The organism is Thermosynechococcus sp. Uc (assembly GCF_029335995.1).
Classification (GTDB): Bacteria; Cyanobacteriota; Cyanobacteriia; order Thermosynechococcales; family Thermosynechococcaceae; genus Thermosynechococcus.
Window position 1 is genome coordinate 1 of the sequence record NZ_JARJMS020000017.1, and the last position, 22,516, is coordinate 22,516.

General features: G+C 53.3%; 26 protein-coding genes and 1 pseudogene. 18 read left to right on the top strand and 9 right to left on the bottom strand.

Annotated elements, in window-relative coordinates:
• The 3 genes from P3X23_RS01905 to tyrS form a co-directional block, all read right to left on the bottom strand.
• On the bottom strand, positions 1–2,015 hold a 2,015-nt coding region (locus tag P3X23_RS01905; protein WP_300872613.1), incomplete at its 3' end, for a pitrilysin family protein.
• Positions 2,016–2,117: 102 nt separating this feature from the next.
• Positions 2,118–2,426, bottom strand: a complete 309-nt coding sequence (locus tag P3X23_RS01910; protein WP_300872615.1) for a hypothetical protein — start codon at positions 2,424–2,426, stop codon at positions 2,118–2,120.
• Between the two features lie 55 nt (positions 2,427–2,481).
• On the bottom strand, positions 2,482–3,708 hold the full coding sequence (tyrS, locus tag P3X23_RS01915; RefSeq protein WP_300872616.1) for a tyrosine--tRNA ligase: 1,227 nt from the start codon (positions 3,706–3,708) through the stop codon (positions 2,482–2,484).
• 246 nt (positions 3,709–3,954) lie between these two features.
• On the opposite strand from tyrS, the gene P3X23_RS01920 reads away from it, so the two are divergent.
• The 7 genes and pseudogenes from P3X23_RS01920 to gap all read left to right on the top strand — a co-directional run bounded on the left by P3X23_RS01920 (position 3,955) and on the right by gap (position 11,044).
• Positions 3,955–5,781, top strand: coding sequence for a transglycosylase domain-containing protein (locus P3X23_RS01920; RefSeq protein WP_300872660.1), 1,827 nt, complete (start codon positions 3,955–3,957; stop codon positions 5,779–5,781).
• A 234-nt stretch (positions 5,782–6,015) separates the two neighbouring features.
• A complete protein-coding gene (locus tag P3X23_RS01925; protein ID WP_300872618.1) occupies positions 6,016–6,537 on the top strand; it encodes a transcriptional repressor in 522 nt (173 codons plus the stop codon).
• Positions 6,534–7,040, top strand: coding sequence for a DUF2808 domain-containing protein (locus P3X23_RS01930; protein WP_300872620.1), 507 nt, complete (start codon positions 6,534–6,536; stop codon positions 7,038–7,040). Before P3X23_RS01925 ends, P3X23_RS01930 begins: the two co-directional genes overlap by 4 nt.
• 1 nt (position 7,041) lies before the next feature.
• A complete protein-coding gene (locus tag P3X23_RS01935; protein ID WP_300872621.1) occupies positions 7,042–7,944 on the top strand; it encodes an LD-carboxypeptidase in 903 nt (300 codons plus the stop codon).
• Positions 7,945–8,088: 144 nt separating this feature from the next.
• The gene (locus tag P3X23_RS01940; protein WP_300872623.1) at positions 8,089–9,636 is read left to right on the top strand and encodes an NAD(P)H-quinone oxidoreductase subunit N; all 1,548 of its coding nucleotides are present in this window, start codon (positions 8,089–8,091) and stop codon (positions 9,634–9,636) included.
• Positions 9,637–9,688: 52 nt separating this feature from the next.
• Positions 9,689–9,999, top strand: a pseudogene (locus P3X23_RS01945) (rhodanese-like domain-containing protein).
• Positions 10,000–10,021: 22 nt separating this feature from the next.
• Complete coding sequence (gene gap / locus P3X23_RS01950; protein ID WP_300872627.1) at positions 10,022–11,044, top strand: type I glyceraldehyde-3-phosphate dehydrogenase; 1,023 nt, start codon at positions 10,022–10,024, stop codon at positions 11,042–11,044.
• Here gap and P3X23_RS01955 read toward each other — a convergent pair.
• Both P3X23_RS01955 and fabD read right to left on the bottom strand, forming a co-directional pair.
• Positions 11,041–11,676 carry a 1-acyl-sn-glycerol-3-phosphate acyltransferase gene (locus P3X23_RS01955; protein WP_300872629.1) on the bottom strand — a complete coding sequence of 212 codons (636 nt, stop codon included), beginning with the start codon at positions 11,674–11,676 and terminating at the stop codon, positions 11,041–11,043. The genes gap and P3X23_RS01955 overlap by 4 nt on opposite strands.
• A complete protein-coding gene (fabD, locus tag P3X23_RS01960; RefSeq protein WP_300872631.1) occupies positions 11,673–12,563 on the bottom strand; it encodes an ACP S-malonyltransferase in 891 nt (296 codons plus the stop codon). The genes P3X23_RS01955 and fabD overlap by 4 nt, the downstream gene beginning before the upstream one ends.
• Positions 12,564–12,669: 106 nt before the next feature.
• Between fabD and rpsP the strand changes: the two genes are divergently transcribed.
• The 4 genes from rpsP to P3X23_RS01980 are packed head-to-tail and all read left to right on the top strand — an operon-like array spanning position 12,670 to position 14,487.
• The gene (rpsP, locus tag P3X23_RS01965; RefSeq protein ID WP_300872633.1) at positions 12,670–12,921 is read left to right on the top strand and encodes a 30S ribosomal protein S16; all 252 of its coding nucleotides are present in this window, start codon (positions 12,670–12,672) and stop codon (positions 12,919–12,921) included.
• A 3-nt stretch (positions 12,922–12,924) separates the two neighbouring features.
• Entirely contained in the window at positions 12,925–13,278 is a 354-nt protein-coding gene (locus P3X23_RS01970) for a KH domain-containing protein (RefSeq protein ID WP_300872635.1), read from the top strand.
• A gap of 3 nt (positions 13,279–13,281) precedes the next feature.
• On the top strand, positions 13,282–13,455 hold the full coding sequence (gene rpsU / locus P3X23_RS01975; RefSeq protein WP_015126245.1) for a 30S ribosomal protein S21: 174 nt from the start codon (positions 13,282–13,284) through the stop codon (positions 13,453–13,455).
• Positions 13,456–13,464: 9 nt separating this feature from the next.
• Positions 13,465–14,487: a PhoH family protein gene (locus P3X23_RS01980; RefSeq protein ID WP_300872638.1), complete on the top strand. Its 1,023-nt coding sequence runs from the start codon at positions 13,465–13,467 to the stop codon at positions 14,485–14,487.
• On the opposite strand, the gene P3X23_RS01985 is transcribed toward P3X23_RS01980, so the two are convergent.
• Complete coding sequence (locus P3X23_RS01985) at positions 14,432–15,154, bottom strand: superoxide dismutase (protein ID WP_300872640.1); 723 nt, start codon at positions 15,152–15,154, stop codon at positions 14,432–14,434. The two genes, P3X23_RS01980 and P3X23_RS01985, sit on opposite strands and share 56 nt — an antisense overlap.
• A gap of 273 nt (positions 15,155–15,427) precedes the next feature.
• A complete protein-coding gene (locus P3X23_RS01990; RefSeq protein ID WP_300872642.1) occupies positions 15,428–15,571 on the bottom strand; it encodes a helix-turn-helix domain-containing protein in 144 nt (47 codons plus the stop codon).
• A 169-nt stretch (positions 15,572–15,740) separates the two neighbouring features.
• On the opposite strand from P3X23_RS01990, the gene petM reads away from it, so the two are divergent.
• Positions 15,741–15,842, top strand: coding sequence for a cytochrome b6-f complex subunit PetM (gene petM / locus P3X23_RS01995; RefSeq protein WP_300872643.1), 102 nt, complete (start codon positions 15,741–15,743; stop codon positions 15,840–15,842).
• A 15-nt stretch (positions 15,843–15,857) separates the two neighbouring features.
• Here petM and P3X23_RS02000 read toward each other — a convergent pair whose 3' ends face one another.
• Positions 15,858–16,787 carry an AEC family transporter gene (locus P3X23_RS02000; RefSeq protein ID WP_300872645.1) on the bottom strand — a complete coding sequence of 310 codons (930 nt, stop codon included), beginning with the start codon at positions 16,785–16,787 and terminating at the stop codon, positions 15,858–15,860.
• A gap of 153 nt (positions 16,788–16,940) precedes the next feature.
• On the opposite strand from P3X23_RS02000, the gene P3X23_RS02005 reads away from it, so the two are divergent.
• The 6 genes from P3X23_RS02005 to acsF all read left to right on the top strand — a co-directional run bounded on the left by P3X23_RS02005 (position 16,941) and on the right by acsF (position 21,037).
• A complete protein-coding gene (locus P3X23_RS02005) occupies positions 16,941–17,525 on the top strand; it encodes a thylakoid membrane photosystem I accumulation factor (protein ID WP_300872647.1) in 585 nt (194 codons plus the stop codon).
• 26 nt (positions 17,526–17,551) lie between these two features.
• Positions 17,552–17,737 (top strand): hypothetical protein, encoded by a 186-nt coding sequence (locus tag P3X23_RS02010; RefSeq protein WP_300872650.1) that lies wholly within the window; start codon positions 17,552–17,554, stop codon positions 17,735–17,737.
• A 13-nt stretch (positions 17,738–17,750) separates the two neighbouring features.
• Positions 17,751–18,491, top strand: a complete 741-nt coding sequence (locus P3X23_RS02015) for a dienelactone hydrolase family protein (protein WP_367186472.1) — start codon at positions 17,751–17,753, stop codon at positions 18,489–18,491.
• 274 nt (positions 18,492–18,765) lie between these two features.
• A complete protein-coding gene (locus P3X23_RS02020) occupies positions 18,766–19,428 on the top strand; it encodes a hypothetical protein (RefSeq protein ID WP_300872654.1) in 663 nt (220 codons plus the stop codon).
• 11 nt (positions 19,429–19,439) lie between these two features.
• Complete coding sequence (locus P3X23_RS02025; protein ID WP_300872656.1) at positions 19,440–19,808, top strand: Npun_F0494 family protein; 369 nt, start codon at positions 19,440–19,442, stop codon at positions 19,806–19,808.
• 86 nt (positions 19,809–19,894) lie between these two features.
• Positions 19,895–21,037 (top strand): magnesium-protoporphyrin IX monomethyl ester (oxidative) cyclase, encoded by a 1,143-nt coding sequence (acsF, locus tag P3X23_RS02030; protein WP_300872662.1) that lies wholly within the window; start codon positions 19,895–19,897, stop codon positions 21,035–21,037.
• A 486-nt stretch (positions 21,038–21,523) separates the two neighbouring features.
• Here acsF and P3X23_RS02035 read toward each other — a convergent pair.
• Positions 21,524–22,516, bottom strand: a 993-nt coding sequence (locus tag P3X23_RS02035; protein ID WP_300872658.1) for a carbohydrate kinase, incomplete at its 5' end; no start/stop codon positions are given.

The following is a 22,516-nucleotide window of genomic DNA, read 5'->3' on the forward strand; positions in this document are numbered from 1 at the left end:
TCGTTGAGGCGCGATCGCACCGCCCCAGGGTCAAAATCTCCCACCAGTGTCAAGATAGTGTGTTCAGGAGTATAGGCGGTGCGGTAAAAGTCCACCAGATCTTGGCGCTGAATGGCCTGAACAGATTCAGGGGTCGCAAAGGGATGGAGGGGATGGTGGGCAGGATAGAGGGTTTCTTGGAGAACTCGGCGTCCCCAGCGCAACGGATCGTCCGCCTCCAGACTCAGGGCAGTGAGATAGCGCTGTTGGCTGAGCTTAAATTCCGATTCTGGAAAAGTGGCCTCCTGAAGCACCTCCCCCAGGATTTCCAAGAGGGTGGGCAGTTCCTCGGCAAGGGCGTAGCCCTCAATGTCCACCCCGTCGCGGAAGGCACTGAACTCCAAGCTAATGCCACGATTTTCAAGGGTTTGTGCCAAAGTGAGCGCTGTTTTACTGGCGGTGCCGTTGAGGAGATTCGCTGCTGTTAGGTGGGCAACGCCCGGCCGGGTCAGCAGGTCATAGGCCGTGCCGGCGTCAATGCGTCCCGCTAGGGTCACTGTTGGCGTGCTGTGATCCACTAGCAAGAGAACCCGCAGTCCATTGTGGAGCCTGAAGGTTTCTACGGCAGAGGGCTTGATTGCGGTAGTAGCCGGGGCGCTCACTTGGGGTAAATAGGCAGCAATGGCTTGGGGATGCACCGGTTCATCCACAAGATTGTGGGCAGTCGTTTGCTTGCTGGGCAAAGCTGAAGGTTCACCTGCCACCAATTCACTGGGAATAAATTCGCCCACTATCCAGCGATCGCGCCCAAAGTAGGTTTGCACCACCCGTTGCACATCGGCAGCAGTGACCTGTTCAATGGCGGCAAGGTGGCGATCGCTAAAGTGATAATCTCCCGTGAGCGTTTCATCGTTGGCCAGTTGACTGGCCTGGGCATCAATATCGCGATTGCGCAATACAAAGTTGGCTCTAAGCTGCTGTTTTGCCCGTTGCAATTCAGTGGGGCTGAGCGGTTGCTGAGCAAGGCGCTCAAGAATCTTGCCGATGGTGTGCTCAATGGTCTCAAGGGATTGCTGCGGGCTAGCGATCGCCCCCAGTTCAAACCAGCCCCCCACCTGTAACGCTGCTCCATAGGAGTAGGCGGAACTGGCTTGCCCCGTCTCCACAAGCTCCTGATACAGATACGAGCTGCGCCCGCCACTGAGGAGCATATCGAGCACATCCAAAGCCGCTTGATCGGGATGGGTCATCCCCGGAATCGGTACCAGTAGCTGCAACAGCGGCGCACTCCCCGGTTCTGTAAGGCGAATGCGCTGCGATTGACCCGCCACTGGGGGCGGCAACGAGGGAGACGTCAGGGGCGCGGTTGGCCGTGGAATTTGCCCAAAGGTTTTCTGAACCAGTTCCAAGGCCTTTAGGGGACGCACATCCCCCGCAATCACCAGAACTGCATTATCGGGGCGGTAGTACTGCCGGTAAAAAGTTTTCACCGCCGGCAGCGTGAATTGCTCCACATCGGTTGCTGTCCCCCCCACCGGCAACCCATAGGGATGATGGGGATACAGAGCCGCCATTAAGGCACGACTGAGGCGGTATTCGGGACTGTTCTCATAGCCCTGCAGCTCCGAGATCACCACCCGCTTTTCCCTTTCAAGGGCAGCGGCAGTCATAAGGAGATTTTGCAGGCGATCGGCCTCGAGGACAAGCAAAGCTTCCAGTTGATCGGCGCGCACTGTGTGGTGGTAAGCCGTCATATCGTAGCTAGTAAAGGCATTGGAAGAACTGCCCAAGGCGTAAAATAACTGGCCAAACTGGATGGGGCGGCTTTGGGTGCCCTTAAACATCAAATGCTCCAGTTGGTGGGCAATGCCGTTTTCCCCCTTGGGTTCATGGCGGGAGCCGACGCGATACCAGACCTGCAAACTCACAACTGGCGCTGTAGCAATCTCCTTAATTAGAACCGTAAGACCATTGTCTAAAACGGTTTTGGTGACACCACCGCCCAGTCCTTCTCTCGGATTGAGGGGAAAAATCACAGCCAAACTCGTACTCAGGAGTATCCAGCTAATAAACAAGAAAATTTTAACGAATTTTGGAGCGATCCCTAGCGTCACCACTTATATCTCTAAATTGAATCTCTAATTTCCTGGGTGGGCGATCGCGCTCACCAGCGTTGTAATGGCTGGCGAAAGACTCGAAAGAACTACGACGGAGGCTGCGGCAATAGTAATTGTGATTGCCATAGACACCATGGCATCGGTTCCCCGCTGATAGACCTCGAATTTGTACTCTTGATTTCTTACTTGGGTGGCTAACTCATTTACATCCCCTTGCAGCTTGGCTACATCCCCTTGAAGTTTGTGCACATCTGTTTGCAGCCTTTCCACATCCGCGCGTAGGGCTTGCAGTTCACTCAGTACCTTGGCTTGAAACTCTTGTTCACTCATCGGCTCTGTTCCTTGAGTTTTCTATCTCTATCTTGAATGCATCTTGGCAGAGCATCTAGGGCACAAAGCGCAGGAATTTTTTCTTGCCCACCTGCAGCACTTGGTTGATGTAGGGTTCGGGGGCGGTAAGCGTAAAGTCCACATCGGTAATTTTTTCACTGTTGAGACGCACACCTCCCCCTTGGATTTGCCGCCGCGCTTCGCTGCTACTGGGACAGAGCTTCGTATGACTGAGGACGTAGGTCAGCTTTACTGGAAATTGAAACTCGCTGAGGGAATACTGCGGAATTGACGCCGCTTGGGTGGTTTGTCCTTGGGTAACAATGGCCGCCAGTTCTGCTTGCGTCTGCAGGGCAAGCTCGCGCCCATGGTACTGACTGACAACTTCTAGGGCAAGCAGTTTCTGGCGATCGCGGGGATTGCTGGGCAAACTGTCTAAGGGCAAGTCTGTGAGTAACTCAAGGTACTGATTGACCAACGCATCGGGGATTTTCTCTAACTTGGAGTACATACTGGCTGCCGACTCCGTGAGCGCCACATAATTGCCCAAGGACTTGGACATTTTCTGAACTCCGTCTGTCCCCACAAGGATGGGCATCAGCAGGCCAAATTGCACCGTTGGCAAGCCAAAGTGGCGCTGTAAATCGCGACCCACAGCAATATTAAACTTCTGATCGGTTCCCCCCAGTTCCACATCCGCTGCCACTGCCACCGAATCGTAGCCCTGCATCAGGGGGTAAAGAAACTCATGGAGAAAAATCGGTGTTGCCTTACTGTAGCGTTCGGCAAACCCCTCCTTGGCTAGCATTTGACCCACCGTCATGGTTCCCAAAAGCTCCAGCACTTGCCGCAAGTCCAACTTTGCCAGCCACTCCGAGTTGTAGCGAATTTCTAAGCGGCCGGGCGTCTCAAAATCTAAGATGGGCTTCACCTGGTCAAGATAGGTTTGCACATTGGCAGCCACCTCCTCAGCGGTCAGCTGCTTGCGCACCTCAGATTTTCCCGTGGGGTCACCAATTTGCGCTGTAAAATCGCCAATAATCAGCACCGCACAGTGACCGGCATCCTGAAACTGCCGTAGCTTTCGCAGAACAATGCTGTGGCCGAGGTGAATTTCGCTTCCTGTGGGATCAATGCCAAACTTAATCCGCAGGGGACGTTGGGCTTGCCGCAAATAAACCCAGAGGTTGTCTTCGGGTTTGGCGGAATCGGGCACATGGGGAAATGTTTCGACAACACCGCGCTGCAGCCGCGCAATGGTGGCCTCAAGGTCTGGGGACATGGCAATTGTTGGGCTAAGACATGATTGTGGTCTAGGATGGCTATGATAGCAATCAATCGCGATCGCGCGGCCATTTTGCATCCTACCCTTCCATCCAAATAATACAAAGCGAAAAATAATTGGCCTGAGGAAGCAACTGTCGTGTCCACCACTACCCTTGGCAAACACCCCTCCCAAACTCGCCCCCAAGATGAAAACTTTTGGCGTGGGGTACTGCGGATTGCAAATCGCACCTTTTTAGTGGGGATGACCTTAAGCTGTGCAGCTATCGGGGGTGGTCTGCTGGGCTTGGCCTTGAGCTTTCGCAATCTGCCTGATGTGCGATCGCTCCGCGGCTATATCCCCAGTGAAACAACGCATATTTACGATGCCAAGGGCACATTGCTCGTGAGTCTGCACGATGAAGAAAACCGGGAAGTTGTGCCGCTGGCGGAAATTTCGCCCAATCTGAAACTGGCTGTGATGGCAATTGAAGACAGTAGCTTCTACCAGCATCGCGGTATTAATCCCATCGGCATTTCCCGTGCCCTCATCGTCAATCTCACCTCAGGGCGTACCATTCAGGGTGGCTCTACCCTGACCATGCAATTGGTGAAAAATCTCTTTTTGTCCCAAGACCGCTCCATTAGCCGCAAAGTTGCCGAAGCGGTGCTAGCGATGCGCCTTGAGCAGATCTTCAGCAAAGATGAAATTTTAGAGATGTACCTCAACCAAGTCTATTGGGGACACAACACCTACGGCGTGCAAACCGCTGCCCAAAGCTACTTCAAAAAAAATGCTGCTGACCTTAGCCTTGCCGAAGCAGCAATGATGGCGGGAATTATTCAAGCGCCGGAGGCCTACAGTCCCTTTGTGGATTTGCAGCTGGCCAAAGAACGACAGAAATTGGTGTTAGACCGGATGACAGAGTTGGGCTGGATTACCCCCCAAGAGGCCGCCGCTGCTGCCCAAGAACCAATCCAGCTGGGGGAGATTACCTCCTTCCAACGCAGTCGCAGTCCTTGGATTACCGATGCAGTTTTGCAGGAGTTGACCCGTCAATTTGGTCGTGAAGCGGTCATTCGGGGGGGGATGCGGGTACAAAGCAGCCTTGACCTAAAATTGCAAAAAATAGCTGAGGAGGTCATCCAGCGCGGCTACGAAAGCTTACAAGCCAGTGGTGTGCGGGCAGATCAGTTGGCCTTGGCAGCTGTGGATCCGCGAACTCACTATGTCAAAGCCCTTGTCGGCGGTGTGGATTACAACCGCAGTCAGTTTAATCGCGCTACCCAAGCCATGCGTCAGCCGGGGTCAGCCTTTAAGCCCTTTGTTTTCTACGCCGCCTATGCCAGTGGCAAATATACCCCTGATTCAGGAATTAGTGACTCCCCTGTGCGTTACCGCGACGGGGATGGCTGGTATGTGCCGCGCAATTACGATGGTTCGTTTATGGGCGGGATGTCAATGCGTATGGCTTTGGCTCTGTCCCGCAATATTCCCGCCATTGTCCTTGGCCAAGAGGTGGGCATTGAGCGCGTAATTGAAGTTTGCCGTACCCTTGGCATTACAAGTCCAATGTTGCCGGTGGTGTCCCTGCCTTTGGGGGCTGTAGATCTCACCCCTTTGGAAATGGCAGCGGCCTATGCCACATTTGCCAATAACGGCTGGCAATCCCCCACCACAACCATTATTCAAGTTACCGATAGCACTGGTCATTTGCTCTTGGATCACACACCGCGCCCGAAACTCGTACTTGACCCTTGGGCAGCGGCAGCTTTGAACGATACGCTGCGGAGTGTCATCACCAGTGGCACAGGAACAGCAGCCAATCTTGGCCGACCCGCAGCAGGAAAAACAGGCACGACTTCCTCTGAGCGAGATATTTGGTTTGTGGGCTATGTCCCACAACTGGCAGCGGCCGTTTGGGCAGGGAATGACAACTATGCCCCCTTAGGTCAAGGGGCAACGGGGGGTGGCTTTATGGCACCCATTTGGCGGGAGTTCATGAGTCAGGCTCTCAAGGATGTGCCCGTTGAAGACTTTGTGCCCATGGCGAAATTCCAGCGACCGAAGCCACAACGCCAAACCAATTAAATCTTCCGCGCCACTCCTAGTCTGCCTCAGGAGTGAGGTAGCCCATGGATGAGCTTGAATTCAGCTAGGGGGTACGCCGTTGGCGGCCGCTGGGTTGGGGTTGGGCATTGCAACCAATTTGCAGAAAATTCAATAGGATCATTGTAATTATTCTCAATAAGCCGCGGTTGTTGCAAATGACACTTGTTGTCGGCTATCATGTAAGCCAATAGCAGCAGATCAAGCGAATCTCCTATGCCACCTTACACAGCAGCAGCCTTAAAGGCAGAACTTAACGAAAAGGGTTGGCGGTTGACACCACAGCGGGAAACAATTCTTAAGATTTTCCAGAATCTACCCAAAGGCAACCACCTCAGCGCTGAAGACCTCCACCATGAACTGCGCAAGCAGGGACATTCCATTAGTTTATCCACCGTTTATCGCACTGTGAAGTTGATGTCCCGGATGGGCATTCTGCGGGAGTTAGAACTTGCTGAAGGGCACAAGCACTATGAACTAAATACGATGTCTCCGCATCATCATCACCACATGGTGTGTGTCCAATGCAACCTGACAATGGAGTTCGATAACGATACGGTTTTCAAACAGGCTCTCAAGCAAACAGAGAAGTATGGTCTGCAGTTAATTGATTGTCAACTGACAATCTATACCATTTGTCCAGAGGCGCTGCGGCGGGGCTACCCTGGACTTCCAGAAAACTGGGTCTGTAATAAAGCAATTGCTCAGGGGGCAGACCTCCCCTCCCGTGATAAATGAGGCTGCAATGGCTGGCGATCGCCCTTGTGGAAATAGTAGGTTTGACGCCTCAGAGCCTCGGGGTGGAGTTTGCCGATGGTCGAGTGGCTTTTGACCAACCCCCTGCTTTTGTTGAAGCAAATACCCACTCTCCCCACCTGTGGCTTACCCATACCACCTACAATTTTATTGTGCAAATACCGACTACTGCAGGCGAACCCCTTGCCCGTCTAGATATTCAGCAGCTTCCTAGCATGGAGACGATTTACTTTTTGCCCCCACGCACCCGTTCCTTTGTTGGGGATCGCTCCCGCCAGCCAATTCCTTTAGGGGAGGTGACATTTGATTCCCCTGTCTCACCGGGGTCGTCCCTGCGGGTTGAGGTTGCGCCTGTAGGCAATCCCTACTGGGAGGGGATGTATCTTTTTGCCGTGACCGCCTTTCCGCGGGGGGGCGATCGCGCCCTAGGTCAAAATATCGGCATGGGTCGGCTGCAGTTCTACCGCAATTCTCATTTTTTCTAGTGTGAGGGCACCAGCAACCTTACCGCCCCCCCTCCAGCCGGGCGATCGCCTGGCCGTTGCGTTTCCCAGTGGTGCCCTCAGGGAGCCAGAGCGCTTTTGGCAGGGAGTGGCCTGTTGGCGCGCCCAGGGCTATGAGGTGGTTGTGGACGAGGCTGCCTTTGCGGCTTGGGGCTACCTAGCTGGTTCCGATCAACAGCGGCGCGATCGCCTGTGGCGCTTATTGCAAGATAATTCTATTAAAGGCATTCTCTGCGGGCGGGGCGGGTTTGGTGCCACCCGGCTTTTGGAACGGTGGCAGTGGCCTAGAGGCTCACCGAAATGGTTGATTGGCTTTTCGGATATTACGGCTCTCCTGTGGAGCTACGCTGCTCAGGGGGTGGCCGGGGTTCATGGCCCTGTACTGACGACGCTTGCCGAGGAACCCCTTTGGAGTCAGCAGCGCCTTTTTGATCTTGTGCAGGGTAAACCCTTAGAGCCGCTATTGGGAACTGGCTGGGGAGGCGGTGCTGTTCAAGGTCACCTGTTAGTGGGGAACTTAACGGTTGCCACTCATCTACTGGCCACACCCGATTGTCCACCGTTTGAGAATGTCATCTTGGCCTTAGAGGATGTGGGTGAAGCCCCCTATCGCATTGACCGCATGCTGACGCAGTGGCGTCGTAGTGGTGTGTTGAATCAGGTTAAGGGAATTGCCCTTGGCCGTTTTAGTGGCTGTGGCTGTGAAGACCCAACTACCCAACCCAATTTTCGCGTGGTTGAGGTTTTGGGCGATCGCTTGGGGGATTTGGGAATTCCCATTGTGAGTGACTTGCCCTTTGGCCATGGAGGAGTCAATGCCGCGTTACCGGTGGGGGTGGCAACAGAGCTAGATGGCGATCGCGGATCTTTACATGTACTGCTATAAGAACCCATCAAAACCCGACCTTCAAGTCGCCGCGATTGGTAAAAACTAATCCCATTCATCAGCAGAAGCCGATCGCTGGCCAACAGTGAAATGAAAATCTGAGTGATAAGATATGGGGGATTCCATCAAGGTGCGGAAAGAGTTATGGATTTGGTGACACTGGCTGGACAGCTCAATGCGGGCACCATTTTGCCGGAAACCCTCGTGATCATAACGCTACTTGTTGTCCTCTTAGCGGATTTGATTCAGGGACGGCAGGCTGACCGCTGGACTCCCTACTTAGCCATTTTGGGTTTAGGGGGGGCGATCGCCACCATGATTCCCCTGTGGACACAGTCGGAGACTGTCAGTTTCTTCGGCAGCTTTATTTCCGATCACCTCAGCCTGTTTTTCCGCGGACTGATTGCCCTTTCAGCCTTGGGCACCATTCTCATGTCCATTCGCTATGTTGAACAAACCGGCAGTTCCCTCGGCGAATTTATGACCATCCTACTGACGGCTACGGTGGGTGGCATGTTCATTGCCGGTGCCCAAGAACTGGTGTTTATCTTTGTTGCTCTAGAAACTCTCAGTATTGCCTCCTATCTCCTCACTGGCTACACAAAACGAGACAGTCGCTCCAATGAAGCCGCCTTGAAATATCTCCTAATTGGTGCCGCCAGTTCTGCCATTTTTCTCTATGGCTCATCCCTGTTGTACGGCCTTTCCGGTGGATCGACCCAGTTGCCAGCAATTGCCCAAACTCTCTCCTCAGAATCCTTAGGGCTAGTTGTAGCCCTAGTCTTTGTTATTGCCGGGATTAGTTTCAAAATTTCTGCTGTACCCTTTCACCAATGGACGCCCGATGTCTATGAAGGCGCCCCCACGCCGGTGGTAGCTTTTCTTTCCGTTGGCTCCAAAGCTGCCGGTTTTGCCTTGGCTATTCGCTTTTTAACCTTGGCTTTCCCCAGTGTGACCGATCAATGGCAACTTATCTTTACAGTGCTGGCAATTCTCAGCATGATTCTCGGCAATGTGGTTGCCCTTGCCCAAACCAGCATGAAACGGATGCTGGCCTACTCTTCCATTGGTCAGGCCGGGTTTATAATGATTGGTTTTGTGGTTGGCACCGAGGCAGGCTACGCCAGTATGCTCTTCTATCTTCTCGTGTACCTTTTCATGAACTTTGGCGCTTTTACCTGTGTCATTCTCTTCTCCCTGCGCACGGGCACCGATCAAATTAGTGAGTATGCGGGTCTCTATCAAAAAGATCCCCTCCTCACCCTTGGTCTGAGTCTATGTCTGCTTTCTTTGGGGGGGATTCCGCCCTTGGCCGGCTTCTTTGGCAAGATCTATCTCTTCTGGGCAGGCTGGCAAGCGGGCGCCTATGGCTTGGTACTGTTGGGTCTATTGACAAGCGTGATTTCCATTTACTACTACATCCGCGTCGTCAAAATGATGGTGGTCAAGGAACCCCAAGAAATGTCGCTGGCAGTGCAAAACTACCCAGAGGTGTCTTGGTCGAGTTTTGGGATGCGTCCTTTGCAGGTGGGTCTGGTGATGACGGTGATTGCCACTTCCTTAGCGGGTATCTTAGCCAATCCCCTCTTTAACTTGGTGAATACGGCCGTGCTAGATGTGCCCCAAGTGGTCAATCAACCGACAGTCAAGGCGGTGGCCTACCAGTCCCTTCCTCCAGCAGAGCAATCTTAAGGATGATTTCACGACGATCTCCAATCTATCCTCCTAGAATCAAGGGGAAACCATGTTGGGACAAATCACAGTGGTGGAATTGGCGCAGCGCCTAGCCACAGAGGCGGAGACCTTGCAACTCATTGATGTGCAAAAACCAGAGGAATGGGCGATCGCCCCCCTGCTTCACTTCACGCTTTTGCCCTTGAGTGCTCACCCCAAATTTGTCGGCTCTTTGATCCAAGTCGGGAAATCTTGGGACTCTGCCACCACGGCGTGCGCTCAGCCCAAATGGGTCACTGGCTAATTCAGCAGGGATTCTGCGATGTGAGAAACATTGACGCCTATTCTGCGGCAGTGGATCCCACCCTACCCCGTTATTAGTTATTGCCTTGGGAGAGTTCTTATGACCTTGAAAGTCGGCATTAATGGCTTTGGCCGCATTGGCCGCTTGGTGCTGCGAGCGGGTCTTGCCTACAACAATATCGAGTTTGTAGGCATTAACGATCTGGTGCCGGCGGATAACTTGGCCTACCTCTTTAAGTACGATTCCACCCACGGCATCTATCCAGGTACTGTCAAAGCCACAGCGGAGGGCATTGAAATTGATGGCAAATTCATTCCCTGTACGGCCATTCGCAATCCCGCTGAACTGCCTTGGGGATCGGTTGGCGCAGACTACATCGTTGAGTCCACTGGCCTATTTACTGGCTATGATGGGGCAGCGCAGCATTTACAGGCCGGTGCCAAACGAGTGGTGATCTCAGCGCCCACCAAGGATGCCGATAAGGTGAAAACCATTGTTGTGGGGGTTAATGAGGCAACTTTTGATCCAACGTCAGATGTGATTGTCTCTAATGCCAGTTGCACCACGAATTGCTTGGCACCGCTGGCCAAGGTCTTACATCAGACGTTTGGATTAGCTGAGGGTCTAATGACAACGGTGCACTCTGTCACGGCAACCCAACCCACGGTGGATGGCCCCAGTAAGAAGGATTGGCGTGGCGGCCGGGGGGCCGGTCAAAATATTATTCCGGCTTCTACGGGAGCTGCTAAGGCAGTGACACTGGTATTGCCAGAATTAAAGGGCAAACTGACAGGGATGGCCTTTCGCGTTCCCACTCCTGATGTATCGGTGGTAGATCTAACATTCAAAACTGAGAAGGCAACCAGTTATGCCGAAATTTGCGCTGCTATGAAGGCGGCCGCCGAGGGGGAACTCAAGGGCATTTTGGGCTATACCGAAGAGGCAGTGGTCTCCAGTGATTTTATTGGCGATGGCCGCTCCAGTATCTTCGATGCCACAGCGGGGATCGAACTCAATGCCAATTTCTTTAAGGTAGTGGCGTGGTACGACAATGAGTGGGGCTACTCCTGCCGTGTGGTGGATTTATTGAAGGTGATGGCTGCTAAGGATGGCCTGCTCTAGCGCCCCAAGTCGTGCAGGTGGTGGATGACTTCACAGCAGTGCTGAGTCACTGTTTCTAGGAGGGCGCGATCGCCCGTAGGCGGCGGCGGAATGGGCGTGCCAATTCGGACGGTAATGGGAGCTGGACGGGGAAAAGGGCTGTTTTTGAGAATCTCCTGCGTTCCCCAGAGGCAGACGGGCAACAGCGGTGCTTGGGCTTTGGCCGCAATCAGTGCTGCCCCCAGTTTTGGGTCATGGATGCGGCCATCGGGGGTACGTGTACCCTCTAGAAAAACCCCCACCGCCCATCCCTGCTCTAGGGCATTGAGGGCAGCCTGCAGGGCGCGGCGATCGCCAGCTCCCCGCTTGACGGGATAGGCGCCGTACCAAGTAATCAAGGTGCGAAAAATAGGAATCTGGAACAATTCCTCCTTGGCCATCCAAGCGACGGGGCGGCGCACACAGTTGGAAATAAAGGGGGGATCAAAGTAGCTGGCGTGATTGGCCACCACCACTAGGGGGCCGCGCAGCGGTACTTGATCGGCACCATAAATGCGCCCCTGGAAATAGATGTGCAGCAGTGGACTCACCACCGACCATTTGAAGAGATGGTAGAGGATGAGGCTAATCAGGGGCTCGCGATCGCGACTCACACAAGGCTCTCCAAACTGGCAATTGTGGCAACGCTAGTAACCGCGATCTCTGGGGTGGTGCGTTTAACTAAGCCTGCCAGTACATTGCCAGGGCCAATTTCTAGGGCTTGGCTCACTCCTGCCGCCGCAAGAGCATGACAGGTTTCTACCCAGCGCACAGAACCGGTCATCTGGGATTGCAACCGTGCCTTGATCACTGCTGCATCCCTTGTCGGTTGGGGGTCAACATTGTTCAAGACGGGAAAGATTGCCTCTTGGAATCGACACTCTTCTAACAGTGTGGCAAACGTGGCTGCAGCCTCCGCCATCAAAGGGGAATGAAAAGCCCCACTGACATTCAGGGGAACTGCTCGTTTCACGTTAATTTTCCCTAGCACGGCGTCCACCGCTGCCGGCAGCCCCGAAATCACCACCTGCCCTGGATGGTTATCATTGGCGAGAACCACATGGGGGGTGCTGGCGATCGCCCCTTGTAGCTGTTCGCGGTCAAACCCGATCAAGGCCACCATCTTGCCCCCCCCAGCGGCATCCATAAGCTCGGCTCGCCGCTGCACCAACTTCAGCCCCGTTTCAAAATCAAAGACCTCCGCAGCATAAAGGGCGGCGTATTCTCCAAGACTGTGACCCGCCACAAAATCCGCTTTTGCCCCCCGCTCTTTGAGGGCATCCACCAACAGGCTCTCCAGCACAAATAAACTCGGCTGGGTGTAAAGGGTTTGATCCAAATTGCCGATGCGGCCTGCACAGCAGTCTGGCACCGACCACCCCAAGATTGCTGCTGCCTGTTCGCACCGCTCCTTGGCTGGGGGATAGGTCGTCAGCAAATCCGCCATCATTTCTGGATGTTGCGACCCTTGGCCGGGAAATAACCATGCTGTCTTTGTCATCGGCAGTGCTCAACTCGAACCGCAATCTACTTTACCCGATTTAGGATGTCCGTTATACTGGAAAATTGTCGAGAAAAACCTGCCCCTTTCATCTCCATAGGCTGACATGATTAAACTGCGTCTCAAACGCTACGGCAAAAAACGGAACGCCACCTACCGAATTGTGGCCATGAATAATAGCGATCGCCGCGATGGACGTGCCCTTGAAGAATTGGGCTTCTACGACCCAATCCGTGATGAAGTGCGCCTCAAGGAAGAGGCGATTAAGCGGCGTTTGGCGCAGGGTGCACAGCCCACAGATACCGTGCGGCGGCTCTTTGTCAAAGCCAATCTTCTTCCTGAAACTGCCAAAAAATAGGCAATGACCGAGTCGGCTGCTCCCAACTACGCTGCCCTCATTCGTTTCCTGCTGGAGCCGTTTATGGAGGCGCCGCAGACCCTGAGGCTCCATGCAGAGTTTTCCCCTGCCAATTCTCGCATTTGGGTACGTCTTGCCTTTGCCGGTGAAGACAGGGGGCGGGTCTATGGCCGTGGTGGTCGTAATCTCCATGCCATTCGAGCAGTGCTACAGGCTGCCGCTCAAGCTGCCGGTCAGCAGGTTTACCTAGATGTCTATGACGATGCCAAAAGTACGCCTAAAATAGATCATCGAGGGAGCGATCGCCCTCGGCGATCCCGTCGTCGTTCTTATCCATCATCAAGGAGGCAAAGTTAGCGCGTGTCTGAAGTGCGTTTAGGTGAAAACGAATCCATTGAGTCCGCTCTACGGCGATTTAAGAAAAAAATCCAAAAAGCGGGCATTCTTTCGGAAGTCAAGCGGCGCGAACGTTACGAAAAACCTAGCCTGCGCCGTAAACGCAAACAGGAGGCCGCCCGCAAGCGCAACCGCTAAGTTTGAGGTATGACCACAAGGGAAAGCCTCACGATTGATCTTCACAGCACGGAGAGCGCGATCGCCCTTGTCGGTGAGCAAGAAGCCAATCTGCGCATCTTTGCCGCTCAAACAGGGGCGACCCTTGTTTTAAGGGGGCGCGATCTCTATATCACTGGCACTCCTGCCCAAATCCAACTTTGCCAACAACTCATTCAAGACCTCGGTACCCTCTGGCGCGAGGGGCGCCCTGTGTCGGGGGTGGATATTCTCACCGTTCGCCATGCCTACGATACCCAACAGCGGGATGCCCTCCAAGAACTGCAACAGGATATTCTGGCTCGCACCCGTCGCGGTGACATTATTCGCGCTAAAACCTTTCGCCAGCGCCAGTATATTCAAGCGATTCGCAGTCATACGCTGACATTTGGCATTGGGCCAGCGGGAACTGGCAAAACCTTCTTGGCCACTGTCTTGGCGGTACAGGCATTGCTGGCGGGTACCTATGAGCGGTTGATCTTGACGCGGCCTGCAGTGGAAGCAGGGGAGCGGCTGGGCTTTTTGCCGGGGAATCTTCAGCAAAAAATTGATCCCTATCTGCGCCCTCTCTACGATGCCCTTTACGAACTGGTGGAGCCGGAGAAAATCAGTAACCTGATGGAGCGGGGGGTAATTGAAGTGGCGCCCTTGGCCTATATGCGGGGGCGTACCCTGAATAATGCTTTTGTCATTCTTGATGAAGCACAAAACACTACCCCTGCCCAAATGAAAATGGTTTTGACCCGCATTGGTTTTAACTCCCGCCTGGTGGTGACCGGAGACCTGACGCAAACGGATTTACCAGAACATCAAACCTCCGGCCTCAGTGAGGCCACAAAAGTTCTCAAGGATGTAGAAGGAATTGCCTTTTGCTATTTAACTAAGGGGGATGTGATTCGTCATCCCCTCGTCGAGCGGATTATTGATGCCTACGATCGCCATGAGCAGGCCTTGCCCACTAAGCCAAAAGAGCGCGCATCTGGGCGTAGCGATCGCTCAACCAAGGCCAATTAACCACCTGCCACCAAGCCTCTAGGTATTGATCGCGGCGGTTGCGATACGTCAGGTAGTAGGCATGTTCCCACAAATCATTGCCCAAGATCGGCACGTGCCCCTGCATCAAGGGAGAATCTTGGTTCAGCGTCGTGGTAATGGTTAGATTCCCTTGTGGTGTGAGCACGAGCCAGACCCAGCCACTGCCAAAGTGCTTCAGACCCGCCTGCTGAAACTGGGCTTGAAACTCTGAGAAGGAACCAAATGTGGCTGCAATTGCTGTGGCCAAGTCCCCTGTGGGTTCACCCCCCCCATTCGGCGCCATACTTTGCCAAAAGAGGGAATGGTTGGCATGGCCGCCACCGTGGTTGCGTACGGTTTGTTGGATGGCAGTGGGTAGTTGGCGAATGTGGCGCAGGAGGTCTTCGATGGGGAGCCCGTGCCATTGACGGTAGGGTGCCAGTGCCTTGTTTAGTGTCTTCACATAGGCTCCATGGTGTTTGTCGTGGTGGAGGTGCATTGTCTCAGCATCAATGACTGGCTCTAGGGCGTCGTAGTTATAGGGCAAGGGGGGCAGCTTATAAATTTCTAACGGCTCACCTTCATCCACGGCTGGACGCGATCGCAACCAGAAAGTAGCGGCACTGCCGACGAGGATGCCGAGGGTTTGACGACGGGTTAGGGGCATAACGAGTACGTGAGATGTTCCCGCTAATAGTTTAAGCCCCTCAGGATTATTTTTGGCGCAGCAGGAGCTGTTGGGCTGGACTGGCGGTTAGGAGTTGGCCATCCATCTCAATTTGCAGCACCTTGTTAGAGGATCGGTGCAGCGTCGTACTTGCCTCGCGGCAATCCTTGGAACGCCACTGACATTGTTAAGCCACGCAGATTCCGCCTGTTTCTTCAACGCCGTTAGCAAAGCGGAAGTCTTACGGTAGCCAATTCTTTCCTGCCGATTGACCTAGGCAGCGGTTCTCAGGCGCAACATGTGGTTACAGACAAAGCGCAGACAACCAAACATCCGCGCAAGAATTTGTTCCTGCTCTGGTGTCGGGTAGCACCTGAAGCGGTAGGCGCCCTTGATGTCCACAGTCCTACGTTTCATCAGATAGCGAATGGCGTAAGTTGCCCTTCAAGAAAGAAGGATGCGGGAATGGCGCTAGGCCGGAGTCTCCCGCGCACGTGGATGAGTTGCCGCGCGCACCTGTTTTGGAGCCGTGGTAAGAAAAGGAACCCAATTGTTAAAATAAGTTCTTGTTAGTTGAGGCGGCTCTATGGCAGAAGAGATTTTCAATACTGCGGTAATTACGTTTACGCTGGTTCTAGTGGGTTTAGGTGCAGGGTACCTGCTGCTGCGCTTGACGCCTGAGGATTAAACACCAACTGTGCCCCTAACTGGCAAAGAGGACAAGCCACAGGGGCAATAAAGGAATTAGGGCAAAGAGACTGGTCAAAATTAAGCTGGCGGCAAAGGCGCGATCCAAGTGATACACATCCGCTAGGATCAATGTCATAAAGGCGGGGGGCATTCCTGCTTGCAGCACCATCCCTAGACGTGGCGACCCGGTAACCCCGATCAGGGTTAATCCTACCCCCAGTAGTAGCGGTACCAACAGCATCTTGATGGTCAAACAGGGAATAATCCATTGCCACTGCAACTTGAGGCGTACTTCCCCAAGACAGATGCCCATATAGATAAGCCCAGTGATCACCATTAGCCAGGCCAACGTCAACAGTCCCTGTTGGGCGATCGCCGGTAGGGGATGTTGTCGCAGCAGCAGTCCGATGCCCACACACCAGAGCGTTGGATTGCGGCCAATATGCCACAGCAGTTTGGAGATGGAAATTGAGCGATCGCCAAAACTGGCCGCTACCCCAATGCCGGCACTATAGGAAATGAGGAGTGTCCCCATCAGATCAAAAAACAACGCCCAGCTAAAGTAATCCTGCCCCAGCAGTCGCCAAGTAATTGGAAAGCCAATAAAGCCCGTGTTGCCCACCATGGTTGCCAAAAGAAAACTGCCCTGCCCTTGGCGAGTCTGAGCGGGATATTGCTGCAACCATAGCCAAGCCAAGCCAACGCCAATCCCCATCCCTAGCCACGCCAACAGGGGCGCCAACCCACTGAACTGCCTCATTGGGGTGGTGACAATAAAACTAAATGCCGTCAGCGGTGTTCCTACCCAAAACAGCCCTTGAGCCAACCAAGCTGCTGTTTTTGTGGGTAAGAAGCGGCTGCTGCCGTAGCCAATCCCCAGACACAGCAAGATCAGTCCATACAACTCAGCAAGGATCGGCAGGAGGGCAAAGAGACTCTTCACAGTAAACTGAGCAATGAACAGAACCCATAGGGAGCCATCCCTAGGGTATCTCGTGTTGCAGATTACAAGTATTAACAGGGTCAAGCCCAGCGAGCAGCCCCCTACAGTTGTAGGCAGAGGTATAGTGTTTTACGACATCCTATGGAGGAGCAAATGAAACGGGTTTGCGGCTGGTTAGGACTTGTTCTCCTGTTGTGGGGACTGTGGACAGCGCCGAGTTGGGCGGGGTTACAAGACGATCGCTATGATGGCAATATCTTTGCCCTCTATGCCGGCAATGGCTCCCTGGTGCCGCCGAAAGTCAGTCTAGAGAAATCCCGTCAGAGCGATCGCGCCACACTGCTGCTGTTTTATGTGAACGATAGCCGCGATTGTAAGCAGTTTGCCTCAACTATCTCTCAGCTACAGGGGTACTATGGTCGCGTCACGGATTTTATCGCCATTGATGTGGATGCCTTGCCCTATGGGGCACAGTTCTCCCCCAATGAAGCGGGCTACTACTACAAAGGCCGAGTGCCGCAAACACTAATTTTTGATCGCCAAGGGCAGTTGCGGCAGGAGTTTATGGGTGTGGTGCCCTTTGAAATCCTTGATGACACATTTCGGGAAGTTTTTGATCTGCTGCCGCGATCGCAATCTCTAGAACTGCGGCCTCGCCCTGTGAATGAAATCAATGTGGAACTAGTTCCTCCAACACCTGCCAAAGGGAAGAATCTGGCCAACGAAACGGTACAGTAAAAATGAGCTTTGCAGCGAGGTAAAACATGGAGTTACCCAAACTACAGGAACGTTTAGCAATTGTTTTGGCCAAGCGGGAGAGCCTCAAAAAGCTCTTGGAACTGCCCGGCAGTGGCACTCTGAGGATTGACGTTGAATCCGCCCTTGCGGAACTGGATGAGCTAATTAGCGACTTCAAGCGTACGTTTCCTGACCTCGACGTTTCTGTCTAGGAGGTTCACGATGGTGGAGATAACTAGCCGTTGGGTCAAGGTGGTCAATGGCGATCTGCTGATTGATGCCTACTTGGCGGAGCCAGTGACCCCCGGTCGGTATCCGGCAGTGATTGTCTTTCAGGAAATTTTTGGTGTCAACGCCCATATCCGCGACGTGACCGAGCGTATTGCCCGCGAAGGCTATGTGGCGATCGCCCCCGCCATTTACCAACGCTTTGCCCCCGGCTTTGAAACGGGCTATACCGCTGCTGATATTGATTTGGGGCGACAGTATAAAAATCAGACCAAAGCTGAGGAACTCCTCAGTGATACCCAAGCCACAATTGCTTATCTGCGTAGCCTCGAAAATGTAGATGGGGATGCCATTGGTACGATTGGCTTTTGCTTTGGTGGTCATGTGGCTTATCTGGTCGCCCAATTGCCAGATATTAAAGCCACGGCCTCATTCTACGGCGCTGGGATTACAACCATGACCCCCGGAGGTGGCTTACCCACAATTGAAATAACACCGAAAATTCGCGGCACGCTCTATGCCTTCTTTGGCGATCGCGACCAAAGTATTCCCATGGAGCAAGTGAAGGAAATTGAAACGGCGCTGCGTCGCCACGGCATTCGCCACCACATTTTCATCTATCCAGCAGATCATGGCTTTTTCTGCGATCAGCGGGACAGTTACGATGCAGCAGCCGCGCGGGATGCTTGGCAGCAGGTGAAAGAACTGTTCAACACCGTTTTACGCCAGCAACATTAAGCAGTGCCGCCCCCTACCCTAGAGATGGATAGAGATGGAACCCGCTCGATACTGCGGACGCCAAAATGGGAGAGAATGAGACACTCCCTGCTTTAGAAAAAGACTGTATCAGCTCATCTTTACAGAACCTTAATTTGCCCCGATTGGACTGCAATGGGTTGAATACAAAGGGCTATATTAAAGATAGATCTGTGTATCCCATTGCCTTAACAATACCAAGGGCGATTTTAAAATTCTTTTATTCAAAGCCACTCCATCTCCGCCGTTGCTGTCTATGACTACTCCTACCCACAAAGTCCTGCTGAAGCAGGGAGCCCTTGTTCTTAAGCAGTGTAAAAAAGCACTTCTGGAACGGGATATGGCTGTCCTTCAGCAACAGGCACGCATTTTGCAAGTCGCGGCAGTTGCATCCCGGCAAACGCTGATTGAGGCAGAAGCGCGACTTTTGGAGCAGGCAGCCCAGCAAAATCAACTCCAGCGGGCAGCAGAAATTTTAATGAAAATTAAAGAGTGCTTGGTTGCCTTGGCAGGAAATCAGCGTGATTTTGATAGTGTGCTAGGTGTAGCAGCAGAGGCCAGAAAGGCTCCCTTTGTCCAGCAGCCCCAAGAGGATAGCTATACGAAACGCTTGGGAAACTATCTGGTGGAGGCCGAGTTGGTGACGCCGGCACAAATTGAAGTCGCCTTAGCAGATCAGCGGGCAACCGGGGCACGGCTGGGGGATATTTTGGTGGCGCGGGGATGGCTGCGCAAGGGCACAATTGAGTTCATCATGGAGCGGGTTGTTTTACCCGAGCGCCGTCGTCAAGGGTCAGAAACTTCCTCTTCTCGACCGGATGCTGCGTCGGTTCAGTCCCCTAGAACCCCTCCCCCCAGTGGAAGCTCAGTAAATGACCGCGCTACCTTGATTGATAGCAGCTATTCAGATTCTCTGTAGGGATATACCCTGTGGCGATCGCATATTCCCAAAGAGCCTTAGAACGAGGCGATCGCGCCTTGCGCTGTAGCCCTTTTTTGCCACCCTTGTTTCAAACAATGCAGCAGCGGAGTGTGGCGCTTTTAGAAATTGTCGGGCAGGCGGGTTTGACCTCTGGATTTACGCGATCGCCCTTACCTGCGCTCCTAGTAGAAACAGAGTTGGACTGGCTGATCCGCGTCGGTTTACTGCGCCGCGAAGTGGATGGCCAAGGCCTGACTGATCGCTATCGCCTCACCCCTTTGGGGCATCAACTGATTCAACGCTACAGCCAACCCACTTGGTCGGCCTCTTGGGGCGATCGCTGGCGCAATCAACTCAGCCGCTGGTGGGGAATGTAACGGTTCTGTAACGACCTGTAACGCATCGGCAATTTTCGCTACCATGCTCTATGAGTGCCGTTAGCAAGAGCGAGACGCAGCTTTTTATGGTCAATACCGTTGCTAAACCTGAGTTTGAAGAACTGCGGCCGGGCATCAAAGCCCCCGCCAAAGAAACCATCCTCACGCCCCGCTTCTACACCACCGACTTTGAAGCGATGGCCAACATGGACATTACGGAAAATAAAGCAGAGCTTGAGGCCATCCTTGAGGAATTCCGCTGCGACTACAACCGTCATCACTTTGTGCGGGACGAAGAATTTGAACAGTCTTGGGATCATATTGATGGTGAAACCCGCCAACTATTTATTGAATTTCTAGAGCGCTCCTGCACAGCGGAGTTTTCTGGCTTTCTCCTTTACAAAGAACTGAGCCGCAAGCTCAAGGATCGCAACCCCCTACTGGCGGAGTGCTTTGCCTTAATGTCTCGCGATGAAGCTCGCCATGCTGGCTTCCTCAACAAAGCCATGTCTGACTTCAATCTGGCGCTGGATCTCGGCTTTTTGACACAGCACCGCAGCTACACCTACTTTGAACCCGAATTTATCTTCTATGCCACCTACCTCTCCGAGAAAATTGGTTACTGGCGCTACATTACAATTTACCGCCATCTGGAAAAGCACCCCGAACATCGGATTTACCCCATCTTCCGCTTCTTTGAAAACTGGTGCCAAGATGAAAACCGTCACGGTGACTTTTTTGATGCGGTAATGCGTGCCCAACCGCAAATGCTGGATCGCCCACGCACATTTTGGCAAAAAATTAAGGAAATTCCCCTGTCCCTTTCTGGTAAAAAATGGGCACGCTACTTCATGGTCTGCTGGCTGCCACCAAAACTCTGGTGCCGCTTTTTCCTACTGTCGGTGTTTGCCACGATGTACCTCAACGATTTGCAGCGGGCGAAATTCTATGCCGCCATTGGCTTGGATGCCCGGGAATACGATCGCGAGGTGATTGCCAAAACCAACGAAACTGCTGGTCGTGTTTTCCCCGTCATTCTTGATGTTGACCATCCTGAATTTTATAAGCGACTAGAGCGGTGTGTCGAAAACAACGCTAAGCTTACAGAAATCAGCAAGCAAAACGGGGGCTTCCTGAAAAAACTTCCCTTATATCTCTCAAACGTATGGCAGATGATCAAGTTATTCTTGATCCCCACTAAGGAACCCACAGCAGCCACAGTGCGTTAATTGTCGCCACGACATAGAAATACAGTGATCTCCATGGGTTGCGTCTGCAGACGTAACCTTTTTTTATTCTTACTAAGACTTACTAAAACGGATCTCCGTATTATTACGGAGTATTGCGGGAGTATGAAAAGAATCTAAAAGCACTTTTGAGGACTGGGGATCGCTAAAACTTGCTCCCTAAGCTTTTTTGCTCCTGTGATCGCTGAAAAATCGGCTAAAGCCAATTTCCTAGGATGGAGAGTAGAAAGCCTAAGGATTTTACTTCGGAGTTGATCCCCGCGATGGATAGCCCAATTGTTACTCCCACAACTTGTCGCTTTTGCCGCTTCTACCATTCTGAAGGGCGGCGTGGTGGTACCTGTGAAAAACTAAATGTACCGGTGCGGGGATTTTGGCGAGCCTGTCCTTTGGTGGCAGCCATCCCTTTGCAGCCGACGAGCAAGCCTGCTATGGTGACAACAACACCGTCAGCGGCAGCAAACCCAGTTAGGACATCCGTATTTTTCTTTCAGGATGATCTCGCAGCCATTGAGTAACCTCAGCAAGGGTCGGTTGACCTGCGATCGCCCCTCGCTTTGTGGTAACCAAAGCACCCACTACCGTGGCAAATTCTAAACAAGCAGTTTGCCATTGGGGGTCACGGTAGTTTTCTAGGCTGCCCTGCAATAGTTGAGCAATCCAGCCCGCAACAAAGCCATCCCCGGCACCGGTGGTATCCACAACGGGCATGGAGGGCGGCTGGAGTTCCCCTTGATTTCCGTGCCAGCAGTAGCGAATGACTTGATCTCCATCGGTAATGACCACTGCATGGTCAGGTGCGATGCCCCAAAGGGCGCGATAGACAAGTTGGGGATCACTATCAGAGAAAAATAATTCCGATTCCTCTTTGGCCAGTTTCAGAAAATGAGCTTGGGCGAGAAAAGGACGAATGCGTTCAGGGGCAGAACTGGGATCAGGCCAAAAAATCGGTCGCCAATTGGCATCAATGAGAATAAGGGCACCTTTTTGCCGCAGTTGCTCCACGAGAGATTTAATCGTGGTGGCGGTGGGTTCACTGGCAAGTCCCAGCGTCCCAGTGACAAAAAATCGTGCTCTGGCCAGTAATGAGGGGGAGACCTGCTGACCATAGAACTGCATATCGGCAAAGCGAGAGGTTCCCGCTGGGGCAAAGCCCACAAACTGGCGATCGCCCCCCACCAGTTGAACGCGCACTTGCCGCGTCGGCACCCCTGCCACCCGCTCTAACGCTTCGATATTGACGCCCAAAGCGGCCAATTCGGCCCAGGCCTGCTTCCCCAAGGCACCCTCCCCCAACCCCCCCAAAAAACCAGCCATGAAACCCAACAAAACCAAAACGCAAGCGACAATGGCACGGGCCCCCCCCACAAAACAATGGCCGGGCGTAGGGGGCGCCCCCAAACACTCAGAGAGAACCACCCCAGACCCACGGCCACAGGGTTGGGCCCAGAGCGCATGCAT

What these genes read in the sequence shown, in the direction of transcription:
- P3X23_RS01970 (WP_300872635.1), top strand. Translation starts at nt 12,925, where the DNA reads ATGACCGAGTCGGCTGCTCCCAACTACGCTGCCCTCATTCGTTTCCTG.
- acsF (WP_300872662.1), top strand. Translation starts at nt 19,895, where the DNA reads ATGGTCAATACCGTTGCTAAACCTGAGTTTGAAGAACTGCGGCCGGGC.
- P3X23_RS02005 (WP_300872647.1), top strand. Translation starts at nt 16,941, where the DNA reads ATGAAACGGGTTTGCGGCTGGTTAGGACTTGTTCTCCTGTTGTGGGGA.
- P3X23_RS01940 (WP_300872623.1), top strand. Translation starts at nt 8,089, where the DNA reads ATGGATTTGGTGACACTGGCTGGACAGCTCAATGCGGGCACCATTTTG.
- P3X23_RS01910 (WP_300872615.1), bottom strand. Translation starts at nt 2,426, where the DNA reads ATGAGTGAACAAGAGTTTCAAGCCAAGGTACTGAGTGAACTGCAAGCC.
- P3X23_RS02020 (WP_300872654.1), top strand. Translation starts at nt 18,766, where the DNA reads ATGACTACTCCTACCCACAAAGTCCTGCTGAAGCAGGGAGCCCTTGTT.
- P3X23_RS01925 (WP_300872618.1), top strand. Translation starts at nt 6,016, where the DNA reads ATGCCACCTTACACAGCAGCAGCCTTAAAGGCAGAACTTAACGAAAAG.
- P3X23_RS02010 (WP_300872650.1), top strand. Translation starts at nt 17,552, where the DNA reads ATGGAGTTACCCAAACTACAGGAACGTTTAGCAATTGTTTTGGCCAAG.
- P3X23_RS01985 (WP_300872640.1), bottom strand. Translation starts at nt 15,154, where the DNA reads ATGCCCCTAACCCGTCGTCAAACCCTCGGCATCCTCGTCGGCAGTGCC.
- P3X23_RS01980 (WP_300872638.1), top strand. Translation starts at nt 13,465, where the DNA reads ATGACCACAAGGGAAAGCCTCACGATTGATCTTCACAGCACGGAGAGC.
- P3X23_RS01990 (WP_300872642.1), bottom strand. Translation starts at nt 15,571, where the DNA reads ATGAAACGTAGGACTGTGGACATCAAGGGCGCCTACCGCTTCAGGTGC.
- P3X23_RS01920 (WP_300872660.1), top strand. Translation starts at nt 3,955, where the DNA reads ATGACCTTAAGCTGTGCAGCTATCGGGGGTGGTCTGCTGGGCTTGGCC.
- gap (WP_300872627.1), top strand. Translation starts at nt 10,022, where the DNA reads ATGACCTTGAAAGTCGGCATTAATGGCTTTGGCCGCATTGGCCGCTTG.
- tyrS (WP_300872616.1), bottom strand. Translation starts at nt 3,708, where the DNA reads ATGTCCCCAGACCTTGAGGCCACCATTGCGCGGCTGCAGCGCGGTGTT.
- rpsP (WP_300872633.1), top strand. Translation starts at nt 12,670, where the DNA reads ATGATTAAACTGCGTCTCAAACGCTACGGCAAAAAACGGAACGCCACC.
- petM (WP_300872643.1), top strand. Translation starts at nt 15,741, where the DNA reads ATGGCAGAAGAGATTTTCAATACTGCGGTAATTACGTTTACGCTGGTT.
- fabD (WP_300872631.1), bottom strand. Translation starts at nt 12,563, where the DNA reads ATGACAAAGACAGCATGGTTATTTCCCGGCCAAGGGTCGCAACATCCA.
- P3X23_RS01930 (WP_300872620.1), top strand. Translation starts at nt 6,534, where the DNA reads ATGAGGCTGCAATGGCTGGCGATCGCCCTTGTGGAAATAGTAGGTTTG.